Origin of the sequence: Mycobacterium sp. M26 (assembly GCF_001494595.1) — a bacterium.
Lineage (GTDB): Bacteria > Actinomycetota > Actinomycetes > Mycobacteriales > Mycobacteriaceae > Mycobacterium.
The window spans coordinates 1,064,140-1,084,121 of sequence record NZ_LN929907.1 but is presented as its reverse complement, the minus strand read 5'-3'; the positions used below and the strand labels follow the sequence as shown (position 1 = coordinate 1,084,121).

The following is a 19,982-nucleotide window of genomic DNA, read 5'->3' as shown; positions in this document are numbered from 1 at the left end:
CCGTCAGGATAGGACGAGGACTGCCGCGTACCCGTCATGGTCGCCGGTGGTCCACGTCGGCGTCGAATAGTTGTTGTCCAGGTCCACCAGACCGAGATCGAGCGCACCCGCACGCACCAGGCCCGAACGCACCGCCTCGCGAGCAACGCCGAACGACACGTAAAGATGCTTCGGCACAAAGCGATACAGCCCTACCTGCTCGCGGCTGAACGACGCGGTCCACACATAGCCGATGCCGTCCGGACCGGGGGCGGGCCCGAACACCCGGCCGTGATTATTGGGCAGCAGGAAGTTGGCATCCGAGTACGCCTGCCAGGCGATGGCCGGCTGTTGACCGTACGGCACGCCGCCGATCACCCCGGTGAAGCCGGTGCTGTGCAGTGCCATGGCGGGGAATCCGGCTGCCGCCATGGCGGTGTTGAGCCGTTGCGCCGATTCCTCCACCGTGCCCGACGCGGCATCGACGATGACCACGTTGATCGGTTCGTAGAGCGTTTTGCACCCGTACTTCACCCCGCCCCAGTCGGCAACCGCGTTGCCCGGGCGGATCATCCACTTTCCGATGTCGCCATACGGGGTGTGGGCGGTGTCGGCGGGCGTGCCCGGCGCGGCATCGACGTTGACCACGTTGTTCGGTTCGTAGAGCGTTTTGCCCCCGTACTTCACCCCGCCCCAGTCGGCAACCGCGTTGCCCGGGCGGATCATCCACTTTCCGATGTCGCCATACGGGGTGTGGGCGGTGTCGGCGGGGATCGGGGGGTCGACGGTGACGACGTCGCCGGTGGGCGGATGCCAACGGTAGAGCCACTGGACGACGGGTTCGGGCGCCTTCGGGGTAGCCACCCCTCGCACCCGCAGGCTCTGCTGCCCCACGGCGGTGACCGAGACATCCGGTTGGTCGAACACCGCCGGCGGGACGGACGCGACATCCACCGATGGGACCAGGCGGACGACGCGGCGAGGGCCGGCGGTGAGGGCCGGCGTCCGGCGTGCGGCTGACGCCGCGGCCGGGGGCCGGTCGGTGTGCCGGGCCCGCGCCACGCTCCCGGTGGTCTTACCGGCGGGCCCCGCGGAATGCTGGGCGGTGGTGGCCGGCTGGTTCGGCGTACTGTCCGTGTCCGCCGAGGCGACGCCCAGGCCGGCGAGGAGCGCCGCAGCGCCGAGTCCCGCTGCCACGACGGCCGCAGACATCCACGTCTTCGGTTCCGCTGGCCGCATGCGGGTGCTCCACTGCTCATCGGCCGAACGAGCCGGCCATGGATCGTTGTGGGCAGCCTACGTGCCGCGCCCCCGGCCGGAGGCCAACTCCGGCAACTGGATGCTCAGTGCGGACGGGTGGCCTCCAACGCGCGGATCAGACTGGCTGAATCGTAGGGGCCTTTGTGCCGGATCCCGTTGACGAAGAATGTCGGAGTCCCGTTGAGGTCCATCACCTCGGCGTCCTGGGAATCGTCCTCGACACGATGGAGGACCCTCGCGGAGTGGACGTCGTCATCGAATTGCGCGATGTCACAACCGACTTGGTCGGCGTACCGATAGATGTGCTGCCATTCCAGGAAGTCCTGAAACTCGAACATCTTGCTGCCCATCTCGAAGAACTTGCCCTGCAGGGCGGCGGCCTCACTGGCCCGGGCGGCGTCCACCGACCGCGGATGCACCCGTTCCAGCGGCAGGTGCCGCCACACATAGAGCAACTCGTCGCCGAAATGGGCCCGCACCTCGTCGATCGACCCGGTGGCGCGACTGCAGAAGGGACACTCGAAGTCGCCGTACTCGACCAAGGTCAGCGGCGCGTCGACAGTGCCGCGGTAGTGGTCACGTTCGGGATCGACCTCACGGATGAGTTTGAGCCCCACCGGTACCGGTGGGCTCAGCCAGTCGGTGAGCCGGAAGATCGCCCAGCCCAGGGCGAATGCCACGATCGAGGCCACCAGCACACCCACCCGAGCCAGGTCCTGGGACCTCGGGTCCTTGATCGCGATGTCGACGATGAATAGCGCGATGGTGAATCCGATGCCGGACAACGCCGCACCCCCGGCCACCCGGCGCAATGTCAGCCCGGGGGCCAACCGCCCCAAGCCGGTGCGCTGCACCAACCACGTCGCGCCGGTGATGCCGATCAGCTTGCCCGCCACCAGACCGACGACCACACCCCACGTCAGGGGTGAGCGCGCCGCGGCCGCGATGGTGTCGCCATCCAGGTGCACACCGGCGTTGGCGAGCGCGAAGACCGGGAGCACCGCGAAGGACACGTACGGGCTGAACGCAGTGACCAGCCGTTCGTTGATGGAGATCGAGTCGCGCAGACTGCGGGTGGCGGCCCGCGCGTACTGCGAGTTGGGCGACTGGCGGAACGCCCGGATCACCTCGACGGCCGCTTCCACCCGCTGGCGTTCCGGGGTGAAGACCGGGATCACCAGCGCGACCGCCACACCGGCCAGGGTCGGATGCACCCCACCGGCGAAGAGCGCAAGCCATAGCCCCACGGCCAGAACGGAATACGCCAGACCACGCACGGCCGGCGGAAGGTAGCGCACCCCGATGAGGCAGGCCAGCAGCAGCACTGCGATCAGCAGCGGAGCGGCGCTGATCTTCTCGGAGTAGAACAGCGCGATCGCCGCCAGCGCGCCGACGTCGTCGACCACGGCCAGCGTCAGCAGGAATGTCCGCAACCGGGCCGGATACTTCGGCGAGATGATCGCCAATGCCCCGACCAGGAAGGCGGTGTCGGTCGAGATCACCACACCCCAGGCGCTGGCCGCATCACCGGAAGGGTTGAACAACAGGAAGATCAGGGCGGGCAGCGTCAGCCCGGCGATCGCCGCCACCACCGGCACCAGTGCACGGGACCGCTCGGTGAGCTCGCCGATGGTGAACTGCGCCTTGACCTCTAGCCCGACGATGAAGAAGAAGAACGCCATCAGGCCGTCGTTGACCAGTTCCTTGACGGTCAACTCCGCGTGGGTGGTGCCGAACGTGAGCCCGACCGGGGTTTCCCAGAACTCCGAATAGGTATGCGCCCAGGGCGAATTCGCCCATAGCACCGCGGCGAGGGTGAAGATGAGCAGCAATGCCGCGGCGGCGTTCTCGCCGAAGCGTTTGGCGGTCGGGTCCCGACCGGCGCGTGGCCCTCTCACTGCGACACCGTGTGCGCGGCCTCCATCAGCATCCATCCTGACAGCTGTACGGACAGGTCGCGTTCGGGTGTCGCCGATGAATGCACCGCACCCTCGATGAACTGAGCCTCCTTGCCGCCGACTGCCGGAATCTCAGCGGTCCGGTCCCAGAACGGACCGAAAAGCGGCAGGCCGTCGACGGTTTGGCGGTTGTCCCAAGCTGCCTGCGCCGACGCCTGCACGATTCTGCGCGCCGCGTCCCGGGCGGCGACGTCCTGTGCCGAATCACCCGGCAGCGCTGTCGCCGTCAACGCCAGATACCGGGCGGTGATGCCGGAGAACAGGCCGCCATCGCCGCCCCCGGCGCCCTTGATCACCCCGCCCGGCGCCATGTGCGCGTCGATCGCGGCGACCAGTCGCCGCACCCGCGCCGGATGCCGTTCGTCGGCGGTCCGCGCGGCCAGTTCGGTTTCCAACCCGAGGACCACACCCTGGCAGTAGGTGTACTGGGCGCGCACCAGGGAGCCGGCCTTGATGCCGTCGAACACCAGATGCGTCTCGGGGTCGATCAGCGTCTCGTCGATCCAGTCGGCCATCTGCTGGGCGCGGCGCAGCCGGTCGCCGTAGCGGGCCAGGAAGATACCGGCCGGACCGTTGGCGGGCGCATTGAAGAACTGATCCTGTTTGCGCCAAGGGATTCCGCCGCCATCCTCGGGAACCCAGGACTTGATGAACTGTTCACTGAGGGTCTTCAGGGCGCGTTCGCGATCGATATCCACCAGCCGGCTGGCGCGTTCCAGGGCCAGCGCCAGCCACGCCATGTCGTCGTAGTAGCTGTTGGTCCACCGGCCGTTGTTGCGGATCCGGTGCCCGCGGATCTGCCGGGAGATACTGGTCAGCCGGGCCGGCTGCGGGTCGCGTACCTGGGCGTCGATCAGGCAGTCCAGCAGGTGCGCCTGCCACCAGTAATGCCATGTGCCGTACATCGAGTCACGGCGGGTGGGCGGCCAGCCGACCACGCCGAGTTGGGTGCCGGGCAGCTGCCAGAGCCGGCGCAGATGTCGTTTCGCGATGGCGGCTTCGGCGCTGGCCGCCCGGTTCGCCCACAGCTGGTCCATGATGTCCAATCCTGCCCTACCAGGCCTGGGAAAGGTCAGCCCATCGTCGGATCCAGGCGTGCATCGCGATCCCGGCTGCGACCGCCGCGTTGATGCTGCGGGTGGAACCGAACTGCGCGATCGACACCGTCAATGCGGCGCCGTTCTGCGTCGCCTCGGAGATCCCCGGCCCCTCCTGACCGAACACCAGCAGGCAATCTCGCGGCAACGCAGTGGTTTCCAGCGGAACCGCGCCGGGAACGTTGTCGACCGCGATCGCCGTCAAACCGGCGTCCGCAGCAAAGCCCAGTAATGCCTCGGCGCTGTCGTGGTGCATCAGCCGCTGGTAACGATCGGTCACCATGGCGCCCCGGCGATTCCAGCGTCGACGTCCGACGATGTGCACCGTGTCGACGGCGAAGGCATTGGCGGTGCGCACGACGGCGCCGATGTTGGCGTCGTTTCCGAAGTTCTCGATCGCCACGTGCAGCGGATGCCGGCGGCGGTCGATGTCGGCGATGATCGCCTCCCTCGACCAGTACCGGTAGGCGTCGACGACATTGCGCGTGTCGCCGTCGCGCAGCAGCTGCGGGTCGTAGCGCGGATCATCCGGCGGGTCGCCGGGCCACGGCCCGACACCCGGCGCACCCGTACTCCACTCCGTGGGACCCGGGTCGCTCACCGGTGTCCCACCGCGTTGAACACCCGCACGTCGGCGCGCCCCGACACCGATGAACCCCGGGCGGTGCGGCGATCCCGCCCCGCGTGAAGCGATGGCGTGGCTACCACCAGTGACCGTCCAGTGACGCCTCCGACCTCTGCCACGGCACCCCAGGTTAGCCGCACGATAGTTTGCTGAACGGTGTCGGATCCGACCCGCCGAAAGCGTCGTTTCCGGGTGTCCGAGCGCCCCTGCCGAGAGGCTGTCATCGGGGTCCTCGCAACACCTCTGCAGGCCTCCGAGAACCTGTTCCAGAGCGGGCCTGCCGACCCCCGTTTCGACCCGTCAAGCCTGCTGTGAACGTGTCGAAGACCACGCAACCCGGCGGTAACGACCTTCTGCGACGCGCCGATCGAAAGTGTAGGGTCCAGCACCCTCCGAGCGGCCTCACCACCTGTGACCTCGGACATTGTCGATTCCGGACATCCAGTTCGGTGTTTCGCCAGTCGGGGTTTGCCATGAGCAGGTCAACCTACTGCCCAGTAGGCAATGTTTTTCGGGCTGACGGGTGGAGTCTTGGCCCCTTTCAGCGAGATACTGATATTTGCGTAATCGCATATTCGGTGGCTACGCAAGCGTGGCGTGACCTGCGGCAACCCTGTTCGCAAGCCGTCTGATGGATGGGAAACGATGAACACCTCTGTGCTGGCCGTTCCTGACGAGACCCTGTACCACCTGCCTGAAACCATTAGCTGGCAGGACGAGGACACGGGGTGCACCATCGTGCTTGCGCAACCGGGCAGCGAACCTGGTCTGTGGCAAGACTACCTTCAGGGAGCCCAACGCAGCTACCGAAAGCACGGTGTCGAGGCCGCGCTGGACCTGGAGTCGTTCTCCGACGGCCGGGACACCACGCTGTTCTACACCGCACTGGATCCTAGCGGCGCCGTGGTCGGCGGTCTGCGCGCCAAGGGCCCGTACTTCGACGCCGACGAGTCCCACGCCATCGTCGAGTGGGAAGGTCAGCCGGGCCAGGACATGGTCCGCAAGATGATCACCGACCGTCTGCCGTTCGGCGTGGTCGAGATGAAGTCGGCGTGGGTCGCCGACGACCCCGAACGGGCCGGCTCGCTGACGAACACCTTCGCCCGGACCGCGTTCCCGACGATGTCGCTGCTGGGCGCGCAGTTCATCATGGCGACCGCCGCCGCGCACGTGCTCGACCGGTGGAGCTCGTCGGGTGGCGTGGTGGCCAGCAAGATTCCCGCCGCCGCCTATCCCAGTGACCGCTACCGCACCAAGCTCATGTTCTGGGACCGGCGTACCTTCGCCAATCACGCCGAGCCGCGGCAGCTGGCAAAGATCGTCAAGGAAATGCGCATGCTCGCCACGCTGTCCGACGAGTTCAGCGGCTTCGGCATGCAGTACGGGAGTGGCATGTGAGTTTCGACGTCTCCGCCGGAATCGGCGCGGACGCCTACAGCGCACACCTTCTGCTCAGCGGTAACCCCGACGACACCGCCGCACTCGAACAGCTGCGATCCGACGCATCCATCGAATTCGTCGACCGCACAGCTGAGTTCGCGGACGCTCTGCAGGCGCTGCGTCCTACCCCAGATCAGGAGATCCTTGCCGAGCCGATGCGCTGGGCGTACTACCCGTGGCGCCGGGCGGTCATGGCCATCCCGGGTCCGCGGGCTTTCCGCCGGCTGCGGCTGGATCGCAACCGCAACATGATCACGCTGGCCGAGCAGCAGCGGCTGGCCGGACTGCGGATCGGAGTGGTCGGCCTTTCGGTGGGTCACGCGATCGCCCATACGCTGGCCGCCGAGGGACTGTGCGGCGAACTGCGGCTCGCCGACTTCGACACCCTCGAGCTGTCGAACCTGAATCGGGTTCCGGCAACGGTATTCGACATCGGCGTGAACAAGGCGATCGTCGCGGCACGACGGATCGCCGAACTCGACCCCTACCTGCCGGTCACCGTGTCGACATCGGGCGTCACCGCGGAATCGATCGACGGCTTCCTGGACGGTCTGGACGTGGTCGTCGAGGAATGCGACTCACTGGACATCAAGGCCGCGGTGCGCGAGGCGGCCCGGGCGCGGCGCATTCCGGTGCTGATGGCCAGCAGCGACCGCGGGCTGATCGACGTCGAGCGCTATGACCTGGACCCCGAACGCCCGATCCTGCATGGACTTCTGGGCGACGTGAGCACCGCGCAGCTGGCCGGGCTCAGCAGCAGCGACAAAGTGCCGCACGTTTTGCGGATCGTTGACGCCGCGCGACTGTCCGACCGCGGAGCAGCCTCCCTGGTCGAAGTCGGCCGCTCGCTGTCGACCTGGCCCCAGCTCGCCGGCGACATCGCCGTGGGTGCGGCCAGTGTGGCCGAAGCCGTGCGCCGCATCGGTCTGGGCGAATTGCTGCCATCGGGCCGGGTGCGCATCGACGTGTCCAGTGCGCTTGACGCGGTATCCGAACCCGCACCACCGGCGATGATCGTTCCCGCGGCGGATACCCCGGTCGATGAGACCCACGATGCAGAGCCGGTGCAGATCGCCGTCGCCGCGGCGATCCAGCGTGCCCCGTCGGGGGGCAACATGCAGCCGTGGCACATTGTGGCGCAGAATGATTCGGTGACCGTCGAGATGGCAGCCAAGTACACCTCGACGATGGACGTTGCCTACCGGGGCAGTGCGGTCGCGATCGGGGCGGCGGCGTTCAACGCCAGGGTGGTTGCGGCGTCACGTGGCGTGCTGGGTCCGGTCAGCTTCACCGAGGACAGCGGGGACGTGCCGTTGCGCGCGACCATCACGTTCGCCGACGGCCGCGACGACGCCCTGGCCGCCCTCTACGAACCGATGTTTGAACGCGAAACCAACCGGCACCGAGGCACTCCGACCGCGCTGAGTGCAGCCACCGTTGCAGCGCTCAAAGATGCCGCACTCGCCGAGGGCGGTGTTCTGCGATTGCTGACCGAGCGTCCTGATGTCGAGCGCGCCGCGGATATCCTGGCCGCCACCGACCGGATTCGCTATCTGCAATCGCGGCTGCACGCTGAGATGATCTCCGAACTGCGCTGGCCCGACGAAGACACCTCGGACGGACTCGACATCCGCGGACTCGAACTCGACCCGGCCGATATCGCGACGCTGGACATCCTGCGCCGCGGCGATGTGATGGCCCGGCTGGCGCAATGGGACGCCGGGCACGCACTCGGCGAGGATGTGACCAAGCGCGTGCTGGGCAGCTCAGCGCTCGGCGTGGTCACGATGGCCGGACACACCTTGGCCGATTACGCCCGCGGCGGGGCGGCGGTGGAAGCGGTGTGGATCGCCGCTCAGCTGCACGGGATCGGAATCCAGCCGGTGTCACCGGTGTTCCTGTACGCCCACGACGATGGTGATCTGGCCGAGCTGGCCGCCGAACACATCCCGGAACTGCGTGCCCTGCAACAGCAGTTCCGGGAGCTGACCGGCACCGATCCCGGTGAAGGTCAGGCGTTGGTGCTGCGGTTCCTCCATGCACCCAGACCATCGGTGCGCAGCCGCCGCCGCCCGCTGGAGGGTGAGCTGTCCCGATGAACGCGCCGCACCGCCTCGACACCCTGGTCACCGACGTCGCCACGATGCTGATGGCGGCCACCTCGGCGACCTCGGCTGAGGTCAGCCGCGAGGTGCTCGCCGAGCTGGTGGAGACGTTCGGCGTGGACGTGAGCTTCCTGCGCTACAACGATCATTCGATCCGCGCGACCAAGCTGGTGGCCGAGTGGCCGGCGCGTCCCGAGGTGCCGGATCCCGACCCGCTCGGGGTGGTGTACTTCGCCGACGCCGACCCGATCTTCGCGGCCGCCGAGCATGCCAAGGAGCCGGTGTTCTTCTCCCCCGAACCGGTGGAGGAAGACGCCGACGACTACCAGCGCCGCGTCGCGGAGGCCGGGTACGCGCTGCCCTCGCTGGCGTCGGTGCCGCTGCTGTCCGGTGACGTCACCACCGGGGCGCTGGGCTTCATCAAGTTCGGCATCAAGGACTGGTCGCCCGAAGAGCTCAACGCGCTCAAGGCGATTGCGTCGCTGTTCGCTCAGGTTCAGGCCCGTGTGGTCGCCGAGGATCAGCTGCGGTACCTCGCCGAGCACGACGACCTGACCGGCCTGAGCAACCGGCGTGCGTTGCTGGCCCATCTGGACGAGCGGCTGCGGGCCGGCCGGCCCGGGCCGGTGTCGGCGCTGTTTCTCGACCTCGACCGGCTCAAGGCCATCAACGACTACCTCGGGCACCACGCCGGTGACTGGTTCATCCGGACTTTCGCCGAACGGTTGCGCGAGGAAACCAACGACGCCGACGTCATCGCACGCCTCGGCGGCGACGAGTTCGTGGTGGTGCCCGCCGCCCCCATGGGCGCCGAGGATGCTGAAGCGCTCGCCCACCGGATGCAGGCCCTGCTGCGCGAGCGGGTGGCCATCGGCGGCGAAATGCTCACCCGCACAGTCAGTGTCGGCGTCGCACTGGGTTCACCGGGGCGCGATACGACGTCAGATCTGTTGCGCCGGGCCGATCAGGCGGTGCTCAACGCGAAGAACGCCGGCGGCAACAAGATCGCCGTCTTCACCGACGAGATGTCACTCAGCAGCGAGTTCCGCAACGATATCGAGTTGCACCTGCAAGGCGCCATCGGAACCGGCTCGCTGCTCCTGCATTACCTGCCCGAGATCGACATGCGCACCGGCGAAGTGCTGGCCACCGAGGCGCTGGTCCGCTGGCAGCACCCCACGCGGGGCTTGCTGCTGCCCGACTCGTTCATCCACGTCGCCGAATCCATCAATCTGGCCGGCGAACTGGGCCGCTGGGTGTTGCGCGCGGCGTGCGAACAGTTCAGCCGCTGGAACGCCAAGGGCATCGCCGAGAACGCGACGCTGCGAGTCAACGTCTCACCGGTTCAGCTGGTGACCGACGGTTTCGTCGAATCCGTCCGCGACACCATCGAGGAATTCGGGCTCGATGGTAAGTCGGTGTGCCTGGAGATCACCGAAAGCGTTGTGGTGCAAGACATCGAGACCACCCGCATCACCTTGGCCGGCCTCAAAGAGGTGGGCGTTCAGGTGGCCATCGACGACTTCGGCACCGGCTACAGCGTGCTGACGCACCTGAAATCGCTCCCCGTGGATACCGTCAAGATCGACAAGAGCTTCGTCCTGGACCTCGGGTCCAACCCCGGCGATCTGGCTATCGTCCGGGCGGTCATCGCCCTGGCGGAAGCATTCGGCTTGGAGTTGGTGGCCGAAGGAGTCGAGTCGGAGACGGCGGCCCGCACGCTACTGCAACACGGTTGCCACCGCGCCCAGGGCTTCCTGCTCTCCCGGCCGCTGCCGGCCGACAAGATGGCCGACCTGTTCGCCAAAAAGGTTGTGCCCGTGGACTTCGGAGTCCCCAAGGGGCACTGACTCAGCCGACGTGTAGCAGTTCGACTCTGCCGAACCGGCTGGCCGCACGGCTGACGACCGCGACCTGTACCTCGATATCACGCAGGTCGGGTTGCGACGGCCACTCGGCGCCGCCCGGGGTCGGCCCGGTGGACAGTGCCACACCGTCGAGCGCCCGCACCAGTCGGGTACCCGACGGCCCCTCGAGGGCAGCACCGGCCACCCGGCCATCTTCGAAGATCAGCCTCTGCAGACCGCTTCCCTCGCTAAGGATGTCGCGCTCCCGGACCTGTCCGGCCAGCCAGTCCGCCAACCCGGGTCCGGGCCGGTCGGCGTCGGGCCGGTAGGCGCCGAGCACCGCCGCACGGATCGCCTGTCCTGCGTCAGTACGCATCGGCGTCATCCCGTCGGGCACGGCGCTGTAGATCACGCCGAATGGCGACGCCGCACAGTGCGCGGCCCAGTCCCGCAGCCTCGAACCCACGAACGGTGCCACGGTGGCATGCCGGCCCTTCTTCGGGCTGGGCGGCGGTTCGGGCACCGCACGGGTCAGCGGAACCTCCAGATTCTGCGGAGCCCGACCCGCCAGCCCGAGGTCGTCGATCATCGCCTGCAGGTAGGCCAGGGTGTCGTCGTCGGCGAGGTCGGCCGCGTTCACCGCATCGGCTAGGACCACGTTGAGGCCCAGATCAGCGCAGAGGATCGCCTGCGCCAGTGCACCGGGACCACTGCCCGCACAGATGACGTCAACCACGTCATCCCAGTACAGATCAGAGAACTGTCCGATCTGATCGTCCGCCGTCATCTCCGCCAACCTGGAATAGCCACCTTCGGACCCCGAACCGAGAGTACGCACCGAAAGAGTATTGCATACTTTTCCGCTGATTTTAGCTCATGAACATGACCTACAGTCATGTCCGATCATGATTTCGTATGTTCTAGATGGGAAACACCCGGAGAAACGGGTCAGGGGTCGGCCGTGCTGCCATAATCGACAGGCGGCGGGGTCGGATGAAATGGATTCATTTGGTGACGGAGCTGGGCGACAAGGCGGTCGACACGACCCGCGCGCAGATCCTGCGCGCCGCGTGCCGCGAGTTCGCCGCCAAGGCGTACAGCTCGGTGAGCCTGGACGACATCCTGGCCAGCGCCGAGGTGACCAAGGGGGCGATGTACTTCCACTTCCGCTCCAAGCACGCATTGGCCGAGGCCATCATCGAGGAACGCACGGCGATGACCAGGGCCTCGATCGCCGAGATCATGGGCCGCAGGCTCTCCGGTCTGGAGACGATCATCGACATCGTCTATCTGGTTGCGGCCCAGGACTACACCACCGACGTCGGCCGAGCCGGACTGAACCTGATGGACTCCGTCGGCCGGATCGAAGGTGTGCAGTCGCAACGGCTCGACGAATGGGTCAAGGGGATGACGGCTGCGGTCGATCGCGCCATCCGGGAAGGCGACATTGTCGAGCATGTCGATTCCGAAGTTATTGCGAGACTGATCATCTCGGTCTACACCGGCACCCGGCTGACCACCGAACTCAACAACGTCGACCAGTTCCTACGCAATATGGAACGAAATTGGAACCTGATCCTGCCCGGCTTCGCCACACCGGACCGCATCAGCTACTTCAGCCAGTTCATCAAGCGCAGGACGACGCATGCGGTGAAGAACTGGGGACGGGAGGACGATGGGACGCCAAGCTAGAGCGGAGGTGACACGCACCAGGATCCTCGATGCCGCTGTCGAGCTTTTCGATGAATCCGGCTTCGCTGCAACAGGTCTCGGTGACATCATCGAACGAGCCGAGATCACCAAGGGTGCGCTGTACTACCACTTCGACTCCAAGGAAGCACTGGCCGCGGCGCTGATCGAGGAAGCGACCAGCCGGGTGATCGGCGCGTTCCGCGAGATTGCCAGCTCATCGTCGCCGGCATTGGAGAACATGATCCACGGCTCGTTCGTGGTCCTCGGACTGATCGCCAATGACCGGCTGGCGCGGATCGGACGCCAATTGGCCAGGGCACTGGGCCAATTCACCGGGGCCGGCGCGCAGACCTATCGGGACTGGACGACGGTTGTCGCCGGACAGGCGCACAAGGCGGCCGAGGAAGGTGACCTGCGAGACGGGGCCGACCCCGACATCGTCGCCGAGACGATCATCGCGGTGCTGCTGGGTGTGGAACAGCTGTCCACCGCTCTGTCCAGTGGCGCCGACATGCTGCTGCGACTGACCTGGGTCTGGCAGATGCTGCTGCCCTCGATCGCGTCCGACGAGTCACTGGAGTACTTCCGCCAGTACCTGGGGCGGGAGTCGGTGCGCTTCAGCCCGGGCGACGCCCAACGCGGCTAACGGCCTACTTCTCGGCTTCCCAGAGTTGTTCGGTGAGGTCCTGGAACGTCGCCAGCGCCACCGGGTCGTCTCCGCGCAACAGCGCGGACCGGCTCAGCTTCGCCCGCACCGTCGAGCCATCGGCGTGCTGCAACTCCACCAGCAGATCGGCATGGGCACGCACCACCGACACCACCGATTCGTCGGGCGCGACGCCGAAGATGTCGTCGAACTTCATCGTCAGCACGTCCGCTACGGCATAGCCGAGCATCGCCCCGAAAGCGGCGTTGGCGAACAGAATCGTGCCGTCCTCGCCGACGGCCAGCACCGGCACCGGCAGCCGTTCGAGCACCACGAGCGCGGGCATCTGCTGCAGGGTTTCCAGCGGAGACTGGCCACCCCGCCCCTGCGCCCGCCGCTCCATGGCCTGATTATCCCGGCTCAGGCCAGGCCGAGATCGGTTAATCCGAGGATGCTGCGGTACGGCACACCCTCGGCCTCGATCGCCTCGGCGGCACCCGTCGCCCGGTCCACCACGGTCGCGACACCGACCACCGTGGCGCCGGCATCGCGTACCGCACGCACCGCGGTCAGGGCCGAACCCCCGGTGGTGCTGGTGTCCTCGACCACCAGGACTCGCTTGCCCACCACATCGGCACCCTCGATTTGCCGTTGCAGCCCATGGGTTTTGGCCGATTTGCGGATGACGAAGGCGTCGATGGGACGGCCCGGTGCATGCATGACGGCAGCGGCCACCGGATCGGCACCCATGGTCAGCCCGCCTACCGCGGCGTAATCCCAGTCGCTGGTGAGTTCGCGCATGAGCCGGCCGATCAGCGGGGCGGCCTGGTGATGCAGGGTGGCCCGGCGCAGGTCGACGTAGTAGTCGGCTTCCTTACCCGAGGACAGCGTGACCCGGCCGAAGACCACCGACAGCTCCCGGACCAACCGGGCCAGCTCGGCGCGCTGTTCGGAGTTGAGTTCAGGTGCGGTCTCGGCCACGTCCAAATCCCTTGGTGAGCGCGCGGACCAGTCCGCGCGGAACGAGGCGCCCACCGGTTGTCAGCACCTTGTACTGCAGGCCGGGGACGCTGATGACTTTGCCCTTCGCCACGTCGGCGAGGCTTTCGGCGACAACGTCATCGACGTTGAGCCACATGATGTTCGGGATCGACTTCATGTCGATGCCGGCACGCTCGTGGAACTCGGTGTGCACGAATCCCGGGCACACCGCGTGGATGCTGACCCCGGTGCCCTCCAGGCCGTTGGCCAGTCCCTCGGTGAACGACACCACCCAGGCTTTGGAGGCCGAATAGGTGGATCCCCGACCGGACAGCAGCCCCGCAACACTGGCGATGTTGATCACCCTGCCGGATCCGGCGGCCAGCATCGGCGGCAGCGCGGCCCGGGTCAGCTGCATCACCGCGGTGACGTTGACGTCGAGCTGGGCCTGCAACATCGCGGGGTCAGCGGTCCAGAACTCGCCGGAGGTACCGAACCCGGCGTTGTTCACCAGGACCTGAACGCCTGCGGCCAGCCGGTCGGCCACCGCGGCACGGTCCGCCGCCTCGGCCAGGTCGGCGGTCAGGACTTCGACATCCACCCCGTGGGCAGCCCGCAGTTCGGCGGCGAGATCGTCCAGCCGTTGCCGATTGCGGGCGACGAGCACCACGTCATAGCCGTCCCGGGCGTACCGGCGGGCATAGCCGGCACCGAGACCTGAGGTCGGCCCGGTGACAAGGGCGACAGGACGGGACACGCCGTGACCCTATCGGAGTTCAGCGCTGGTAATTGGGCGCTTGGGTGCCGGCCTGGCTGGAACCGCGCGGCTGTTGCGGGCGCAGCGGCGGCGGGGCGTCGGTGCGGCCGGTGGGCAGTTCGCGGCGGCCGGCCGGTGCCAGCGGGCGTCCGGGCGAGGCGTTACGACGGCCGGCGGACTGGGTGAGCGCGGCCTGCGCCGGCAGCGGCGGGAGCACGCGCAGCAGGTCGTTGAACTGCCGCACCGTGCGCAGACCCTCGTCCCATTGGGCGCGGCTGGACGTGATCGGCATCGAGACCAGGGTCCAGTTCTGCTCGTTCCACATGATTTCCGCACAATCCGGTGCGGTGTGGGCGAAGGTGACCATCCGGCGGTCACAGGCGCGCCGGGCGGCATCCAGGTTGGTGGAATAGACCATCCGCGGACCGATCGCACCGAGCAACCAGATGTCGTTCTCGCGCGGCTCGGCGATGCCCTTGAGCCGAAGGTCCATCACCACGTTGGTGCCGACCTTGCGGTGCAGGGCGATGACGGTGGCGACGTCTTCGAGGTCGAAGATGTAGACCGCTTCACCGCGAATCTGGCCGAGCACCACATTGCGCGCGGTGACCTCGCCCACCGTCGACATCACGCCGCGTGTCCAGCGGCTGACGATCTCGTTGGACTCGGGCTCGTAGTCGAACCCGTGCGAGCGCGCCCAGGACTTGCGGCGTCGGCCGAGACCGCGGCGACGGCCGATATCGATGTACAGCAGCACCGCCGCACCCACAAAGCAGAGTGCGGACAGCGTGAACCAGAACGGAACCATTGCGACAAGAGTATCCGCTTGCGGCTGTCCGGTCCGAATCCGAATGGGTCACAACCCGGTCACCTTTTCCCGGATCTGCCATCGACGGTGGCCACGCATACTGGCCGGATGACCGACTTGTCCGGTAAGGCCTACCTCGTCGTCGGGGCCAGCGGTGCGCTGGGATCGCGGATCGCACGGTTGCTGGCCGACCGGGGAGCGGACCTAACCGTGACGGGACGCGACGCCGCCGCACTGGCCGCGATCGGCGATGCACACTCCGTGACCGCCGACCTCCGCGACCCCGATGCCGGGCGCAGCGTCGTCGAGGCGGCCCGTGCGCAGCACGGCCGCCTCGACGGGGTGGTGATCGCTGCTGGCGTGGTGGCGTTCGGCCCGCTCACTGACATCGACGACGACACCGTCGATGACCTGGTGCTGGTCGATTTCCTGGCGCCGTTGCGGGTGATGCGCGCCGCCCTTCCCGTGCTGGAACCGGGCGGGGTGATCCTCGGCATCAGCGCGGTAGTTGCCGAGAGGCCGATGCCGAACATGGCGGTGTACTCCGCGGTCAAGGCGGCGACGGCGGCGCTGTTCACCGCGGCACGCACCGAGGCCAGGCGACGCAAGATTCGCATCGTCGACGTCCGACCCCCGCATACCGAGACCGGTCTGGCGGATCGGGCCATCGCCGGCGATCCACCGCGGCTGCCGGCCGGGCTTGACCCCGACGCGGTCGCCGAGCGGATCGTCGCGGCGCTGCTCGGTGACGTCACCGACGTACCGAGCAGCGCCTTCTGACCGAGGTCAGCCCCAGCTGACCGCTCAGCCCAGGATGAGCGATTCGCCGTCCGGGCTGACATTGACCGGCACGACGTCGCCGTCGTGCACGTCACCGGCCAGCAGCAGCTTGGCGAGCTGGTCGCCGATGGCCTGCTGGACCAGCCTGCGCAGCGGCCGGGCACCGTAGAGCGGATCGAAGCCACGCTGGGCCAGCCACTCCTTGGCCGGCAGCGACACCTGCAGTTCCAGGCGACGCTGGGCCAGCCGCTTCTGCAGCTGAGCCAACTGAATGTCGACGATCTGGACCAGTTCCTCCGGGTTCAGCGCGTCGAAGATCAGCACGTCGTCGAGACGGTTGATGAACTCCGGCTTGAACGCCGCCCGCACCGCCGCCATCACCTGCTCCTCGGATCCACCCGAACCCAGGTTCGAGGTCAGGATCAGGATGGTGTTGCGGAAGTCGACCGTGCGGCCCTGACCATCGGTCAGCCGGCCCTCGTCGAGCACCTGCAGCAGCACGTCGAACACGTCCGGGTGGGCCTTCTCGACCTCGTCGAACAGCACCACGGTGTACGGGCGTCGCCGCACCGCCTCGGTGAGCTGACCGCCCTGGTCATAGCCGATGTACCCGGGCGGGGCACCGACGAGGCGGGCCACCGAGTGCTTCTCGCCGTACTCGCTCATATCGATGCGGACCATCGCCCGTTCGTCGTCGAACAGGAAATCGGCCAGCGCCTTGGCCAGCTCGGTCTTGCCGACACCGGTCGGGCCGAGGAACAGGAACGAACCCGTCGGCCGGTTGGGGTCGGCGACCCCGGCCCGGCTGCGGCGCACCGCGTCGGAGACCGCCTGCACGGCGCTCTTCTGTCCGACGACGCGCCGGCCCAGCTCCTCCTCCATGCGCAGCAGCTTGGCGGTCTCACCCTCGAGCATCCGGCCGGCCGGAATGCCGGTCCACGCCGACACCACGTCGGCGATGTCGTCGGGTCCGACCTGCTCCTTGAGCATGACGGCCTCGCGGGCCTCGACCTGCGGCAGTGCGGCGTCGAGCTTCTTCTCGACCTCGGGGATGCGGCCGTAACGCAGCTCGGCGGCCTTGGCCAGATCGCCGTCGCGCTCGGCCCGGTCGGCCTCGCCGCGCAGCACTTCCAGCTGTTCCTTGTACTCACGCACCACGTCGATGGCGTTCTTCTCGTTCTGCCACCGGGTGGTCAGCTCAGCCAGCTTCTCCCGAAGGTCGGCCAGCTCGGCACGCAGCTTCTCGAGGCGCTCCTTGGAGGCAGCATCCTCTTCCTTGGCCAGCGCCATCTCCTCGATCTCCAGCCGGCGGACCAGCCGCTCGACCTCGTCGACCTCGACCGGACGGGAGTCGATCTCCATGCGGAGCCGGGACGCGGCTTCGTCGACCAGATCGATGGCCTTGTCCGGCAGGAACCGGCTGGTGATGTAGCGGTCGGACAGGGTCGCCGCCGCGACCAGCGCGGAGTCGGTGATCTGCACGCCGTGGTGCACCTCGTAGCGGTCCTTCAGGCCGCGCAGGATGCCGACGGTGTCCTCCACCGAGGGCTCACCGACCAGTACCTGCTGGAAGCGGCGCTCGAGCGCGGCGTCCTTCTCGATGTACTTGCGGTACTCGTCGAGAGTCGTCGCGCCGACCAGCCGCAGCTCGCCACGGGCCAGCATCGGCTTGATCATGTTGCCGGCATCCATCGCGCCCTCGCCGGTGGCACCGGCGCCGACTATGGTGTGCAGCTCGTCGATGAAGGTGATGATCTGCCCGGCCGAGTTCTTGATGTCGTCGAGCACCGCCTTGAGACGCTCCTCGAATTCACCGCGGTACTTCGCACCGGCGACCATGGACCCGAGGTCCAGCGAGATGACGGTCTTGCCGCGCAGGCTCTCCGGCACGTCACCGGCCACGACGCGCTGCGCCAGGCCTTCGACGATGGCGGTCTTGCCGACGCCGGGCTCGCCGATGAGTACCGGGTTGTTCTTGGTACGCCGGCTGAGCACCTGGATGACGCGACGGATCTCGTTGTCGCGGCCGATGACCGGATCGAGCTTGCCTTCGCGGGCCCGCGCGGTCAGGTCGGTGGAGTACTTCTCCAGTGCCTGGTAGCTGGCTTCCGGGTCGGGACTCGTCACGCGGGCGCTGCCGCGCACCTTCACGAACGCCTCCCGCAGTGCCTGCGGCGACGCCCCGTGCCCGGTGAGCAGCTTGGCGACATCGGAGTCACCGGTGGCCAGTCCGACCATCAGGTGTTCGGTGGAGACGTACTCGTCGTCCATCTCGGTGGCCAGCTGCTGGGCAGCGGTGATCGCGGCCAGCGATTCGCGCGAGAGCTGCGGCTGCGAGGTCGCCCCGCTGCTGGTGGGCAGCCGGTCGGCCAGGCGCTGAGCCTCGGTACGGATCACGGCCGGGTCGACGCCGACGGCCTCGAGCAACGGTCCTGCAATGCCGTCGGCCTGCGTGAGCAGCGCCAACAGCAGATGAGCGGGTCTGATTTCCGGGTTACCGGCGGCACTGGCAGCCTGCAACGCGGCGGTCAGGGCCGCCTGGGTTTTGGTGGTCGGGTTGAAAGAGTCCACGACACCTCCGTTTCTTCTAGAAAGCTTGTCGGGAGTTACAACGCCGTCAATCTTGAGTCTGTTCCGCTCAAGTCTACGAAATTTCAGCCAGCCGGCGGTAGGGCCTTCCGACATCTGTTTTCCCGTCGATCATTCGAACATATGATCGATCAGTGGGTGAGCTCACCTCGATCGGATACAACGGCCAGCCGGTGCGGCCGCCGTTCCGTCAGGTGCGCCCTCCCCTGCCGGTGCTCGTCGACCTGACCGTGCTGTTCCCGCGCGAACCTCACCGCACCGGCCGCTACCACCCGCACGGCCTGCAGATGCACAAGGTCGTCGAAGGAACGCTGAGCTGTTGGGGATTGTGCGAACAGGGCGACTGGTGGGGCCTGGTCACCTACGAGATCGCCTACGGCTCCCAACGCAAGACCGTCACGCACTGGGTGCCGGCGTGGACACTCAAGCGCACCGAGCGAGGTCGGCGTCAGTGACGGGCATAGTCCCAGTACTGCAGCCACTGCACGGTGCCGAACACACCCAGCGTCAGCAGATAGCCGCCGACGAGCACCGCGGCGCCGAGGACACTGATGCGTGGCCCCGCGCCGTCGACCGGGTCGAGCCAGATCCGGAACCGCCGGCCCGCCCACGGCATCAGCAGCCACTGCAGGGCCGCGACGCTGACCACCTGACTGAGCCACACCACCAGCCACGGCGGGGCGCCGGTGCCATAGAGCAGGGGGCCCAGGAACCGCGACAGCAGCATCACCGTCGGATAGAGCACGAACAGGATGAGCATGGCGGTCTTCCACTTCGGGGTGATCGCCGTGCGCCCGTTGACGGTGCGGACCGTGGTGCCGAACGCGGTGGTCGCCGACACGACGGAGAACTCCCCGGTCAGACTTGACCGCAACGGCCCGAGCGCCTCGATCCGCTCGGCGGAACCCAGCCAGGTCGAGAGCTGATGATCGGTCCGGAACCGCAGCACCGACATCGACTCGCCACCGGAATCCGGGGCGAAGGTGCAGCAGCCTTCGAAGCCGCCGAAGTGTGCCGTGGCTTGCGCCAATTGCGCTTCGGCGGAGATGAATTCGGCTTGCCGACCGGCTGACACGGTGTGCCGGAACAGCCCCACGCCCGATGGCACACCGTCGCCCTCGGTGATCACCAGATCGGCGGTGGCGCGAAGAATTCCGCGCGCCTCGCCACCGGTGAGCACGGACCGCCGGGGCTCGCCATCCAGCCAGTCGTGCAGGGCCTGCTCGGCAGCGAAGCCGACCGCGATCCCCCAGTCCAGATGCGGCTCACCCAGGACCGAGATCCGGAAGTCGGTGGCGTCGGGCGCGGTGGCCCGTAGTTCTGCGGCCCACGCGGCGAAACCGGGTTCGTCGTTGGTCGGGTGGAAGATCGTGACGACCATGGCTGAGCTCATGCCCGTCAGGATCTCACCTCGCAGC

18 protein-coding genes are annotated in these 19,982 nt (G+C 67.5%); 7 read left to right on the top strand and 11 right to left on the bottom strand.

The window, feature by feature from the left end; genetic code table 11:
• Nucleotides 1-3 precede the first annotated feature (3 nt).
• From BN3385_RS05050 to BN3385_RS05035, 4 genes are all read right to left on the bottom strand, one after another.
• Nucleotides 4-1,191, bottom strand: a complete 1,188-nt coding sequence (locus BN3385_RS05050) for a hypothetical protein (protein WP_156432561.1) — start codon at nt 1,189-1,191, stop codon at nt 4-6.
• Nucleotides 1,192-1,322: 131 nt separating this feature from the next.
• Nucleotides 1,323-3,173 carry a Na+/H+ antiporter NhaA gene (nhaA, locus tag BN3385_RS05045; RefSeq protein WP_059015515.1) on the bottom strand — a complete coding sequence of 617 codons (1,851 nt, stop codon included), beginning with the start codon at nt 3,171-3,173 and terminating at the stop codon, nt 1,323-1,325.
• Nucleotides 3,134-4,234: a glycoside hydrolase family 76 protein gene (locus BN3385_RS05040; protein WP_059016409.1), complete on the bottom strand. Its 1,101-nt coding sequence runs from the start codon at nt 4,232-4,234 to the stop codon at nt 3,134-3,136. Before BN3385_RS05040 ends, nhaA begins: the two co-directional genes overlap by 40 nt.
• Before the next feature lie 16 nt (nt 4,235-4,250).
• Nucleotides 4,251-4,895, bottom strand: a complete 645-nt coding sequence (locus BN3385_RS05035; protein ID WP_059015514.1) for a TrmH family RNA methyltransferase — start codon at nt 4,893-4,895, stop codon at nt 4,251-4,253.
• A 669-nt stretch (nt 4,896-5,564) separates the two neighbouring features.
• On the opposite strand from BN3385_RS05035, the gene BN3385_RS05030 reads away from it, so the two are divergent.
• Genes BN3385_RS05030 through BN3385_RS05020 form a run of 3 tightly spaced genes read left to right on the top strand, consistent with a single transcriptional unit; the run spans nt 5,565 to nt 10,314 of the window.
• The gene (locus BN3385_RS05030) at nt 5,565-6,317 is read left to right on the top strand and encodes a hypothetical protein (RefSeq protein ID WP_059015513.1); all 753 of its coding nucleotides are present in this window, start codon (nt 5,565-5,567) and stop codon (nt 6,315-6,317) included.
• The gene (locus tag BN3385_RS05025) at nt 6,314-8,458 is read left to right on the top strand and encodes an Rv1355c family protein (RefSeq protein WP_082690289.1); all 2,145 of its coding nucleotides are present in this window, start codon (nt 6,314-6,316) and stop codon (nt 8,456-8,458) included. The genes BN3385_RS05030 and BN3385_RS05025 overlap by 4 nt, the downstream gene beginning before the upstream one ends.
• The gene (locus BN3385_RS05020; protein WP_059015512.1) at nt 8,455-10,314 is read left to right on the top strand and encodes a putative bifunctional diguanylate cyclase/phosphodiesterase; all 1,860 of its coding nucleotides are present in this window, start codon (nt 8,455-8,457) and stop codon (nt 10,312-10,314) included. Before BN3385_RS05025 ends, BN3385_RS05020 begins: the two co-directional genes overlap by 4 nt.
• A gap of 1 nt (nt 10,315) precedes the next feature.
• Here BN3385_RS05020 and BN3385_RS05015 read toward each other — a convergent pair whose 3' ends face one another.
• On the bottom strand, nt 10,316-11,098 hold the full coding sequence (locus BN3385_RS05015; protein WP_059015511.1) for an FAD-binding protein: 783 nt from the start codon (nt 11,096-11,098) through the stop codon (nt 10,316-10,318).
• Nucleotides 11,099-11,322: 224 nt separating this feature from the next.
• On the opposite strand from BN3385_RS05015, the gene BN3385_RS05010 reads away from it, so the two are divergent.
• Both BN3385_RS05010 and BN3385_RS05005 read left to right on the top strand, forming a co-directional pair.
• A complete protein-coding gene (locus tag BN3385_RS05010; RefSeq protein WP_059016405.1) occupies nt 11,323-12,003 on the top strand; it encodes a TetR family transcriptional regulator in 681 nt (226 codons plus the stop codon).
• A 7-nt stretch (nt 12,004-12,010) separates the two neighbouring features.
• On the top strand, nt 12,011-12,649 hold the full coding sequence (locus tag BN3385_RS05005) for a TetR family transcriptional regulator (protein WP_353612218.1): 639 nt from the start codon (nt 12,011-12,013) through the stop codon (nt 12,647-12,649).
• A 4-nt stretch (nt 12,650-12,653) separates the two neighbouring features.
• Here BN3385_RS05005 and BN3385_RS05000 read toward each other — a convergent pair whose 3' ends face one another.
• Genes BN3385_RS05000 through ttfA form a run of 4 tightly spaced genes read right to left on the bottom strand, consistent with a single transcriptional unit; the run spans nt 12,654 to nt 15,195 of the window.
• A complete protein-coding gene (locus BN3385_RS05000) occupies nt 12,654-13,013 on the bottom strand; it encodes a PAS domain S-box protein (protein ID WP_197415170.1) in 360 nt (119 codons plus the stop codon).
• A 56-nt stretch (nt 13,014-13,069) separates the two neighbouring features.
• Complete coding sequence (pyrE, locus tag BN3385_RS04995) at nt 13,070-13,630, bottom strand: orotate phosphoribosyltransferase (protein WP_059015508.1); 561 nt, start codon at nt 13,628-13,630, stop codon at nt 13,070-13,072.
• The gene (locus BN3385_RS04990; protein ID WP_059015507.1) at nt 13,611-14,387 is read right to left on the bottom strand and encodes an SDR family NAD(P)-dependent oxidoreductase; all 777 of its coding nucleotides are present in this window, start codon (nt 14,385-14,387) and stop codon (nt 13,611-13,613) included. Before BN3385_RS04990 ends, pyrE begins: the two co-directional genes overlap by 20 nt.
• Before the next feature lie 19 nt (nt 14,388-14,406).
• Complete coding sequence (ttfA, locus tag BN3385_RS04985) at nt 14,407-15,195, bottom strand: trehalose monomycolate transport factor TtfA (RefSeq protein WP_059015506.1); 789 nt, start codon at nt 15,193-15,195, stop codon at nt 14,407-14,409.
• Nucleotides 15,196-15,303: 108 nt separating this feature from the next.
• Between ttfA and BN3385_RS04980 the strand changes: the two genes are divergently transcribed.
• A complete protein-coding gene (locus tag BN3385_RS04980; protein ID WP_059015505.1) occupies nt 15,304-15,975 on the top strand; it encodes an SDR family NAD(P)-dependent oxidoreductase in 672 nt (223 codons plus the stop codon).
• A gap of 24 nt (nt 15,976-15,999) precedes the next feature.
• Here the strand turns inward: BN3385_RS04980 and clpB are convergent, their stop codons facing one another.
• Nucleotides 16,000-18,546 carry an ATP-dependent chaperone ClpB gene (gene clpB, locus BN3385_RS04975; RefSeq protein ID WP_059015504.1) on the bottom strand — a complete coding sequence of 849 codons (2,547 nt, stop codon included), beginning with the start codon at nt 18,544-18,546 and terminating at the stop codon, nt 16,000-16,002.
• Between the two features lie 152 nt (nt 18,547-18,698).
• Here clpB and BN3385_RS04970 point away from each other — a divergent pair, with 152 nt between their 5' ends.
• Nucleotides 18,699-19,019: a hypothetical protein gene (locus BN3385_RS04970; protein ID WP_059015503.1), complete on the top strand. Its 321-nt coding sequence runs from the start codon at nt 18,699-18,701 to the stop codon at nt 19,017-19,019.
• On the opposite strand, the gene BN3385_RS04965 is transcribed toward BN3385_RS04970, so the two are convergent.
• On the bottom strand, nt 19,013-19,957 hold the full coding sequence (locus tag BN3385_RS04965) for a putative antibiotic biosynthesis monooxygenase (RefSeq protein WP_231748632.1): 945 nt from the start codon (nt 19,955-19,957) through the stop codon (nt 19,013-19,015). The genes BN3385_RS04970 and BN3385_RS04965 overlap by 7 nt on opposite strands.
• Nucleotides 19,958-19,982 lie beyond the last annotated feature (25 nt).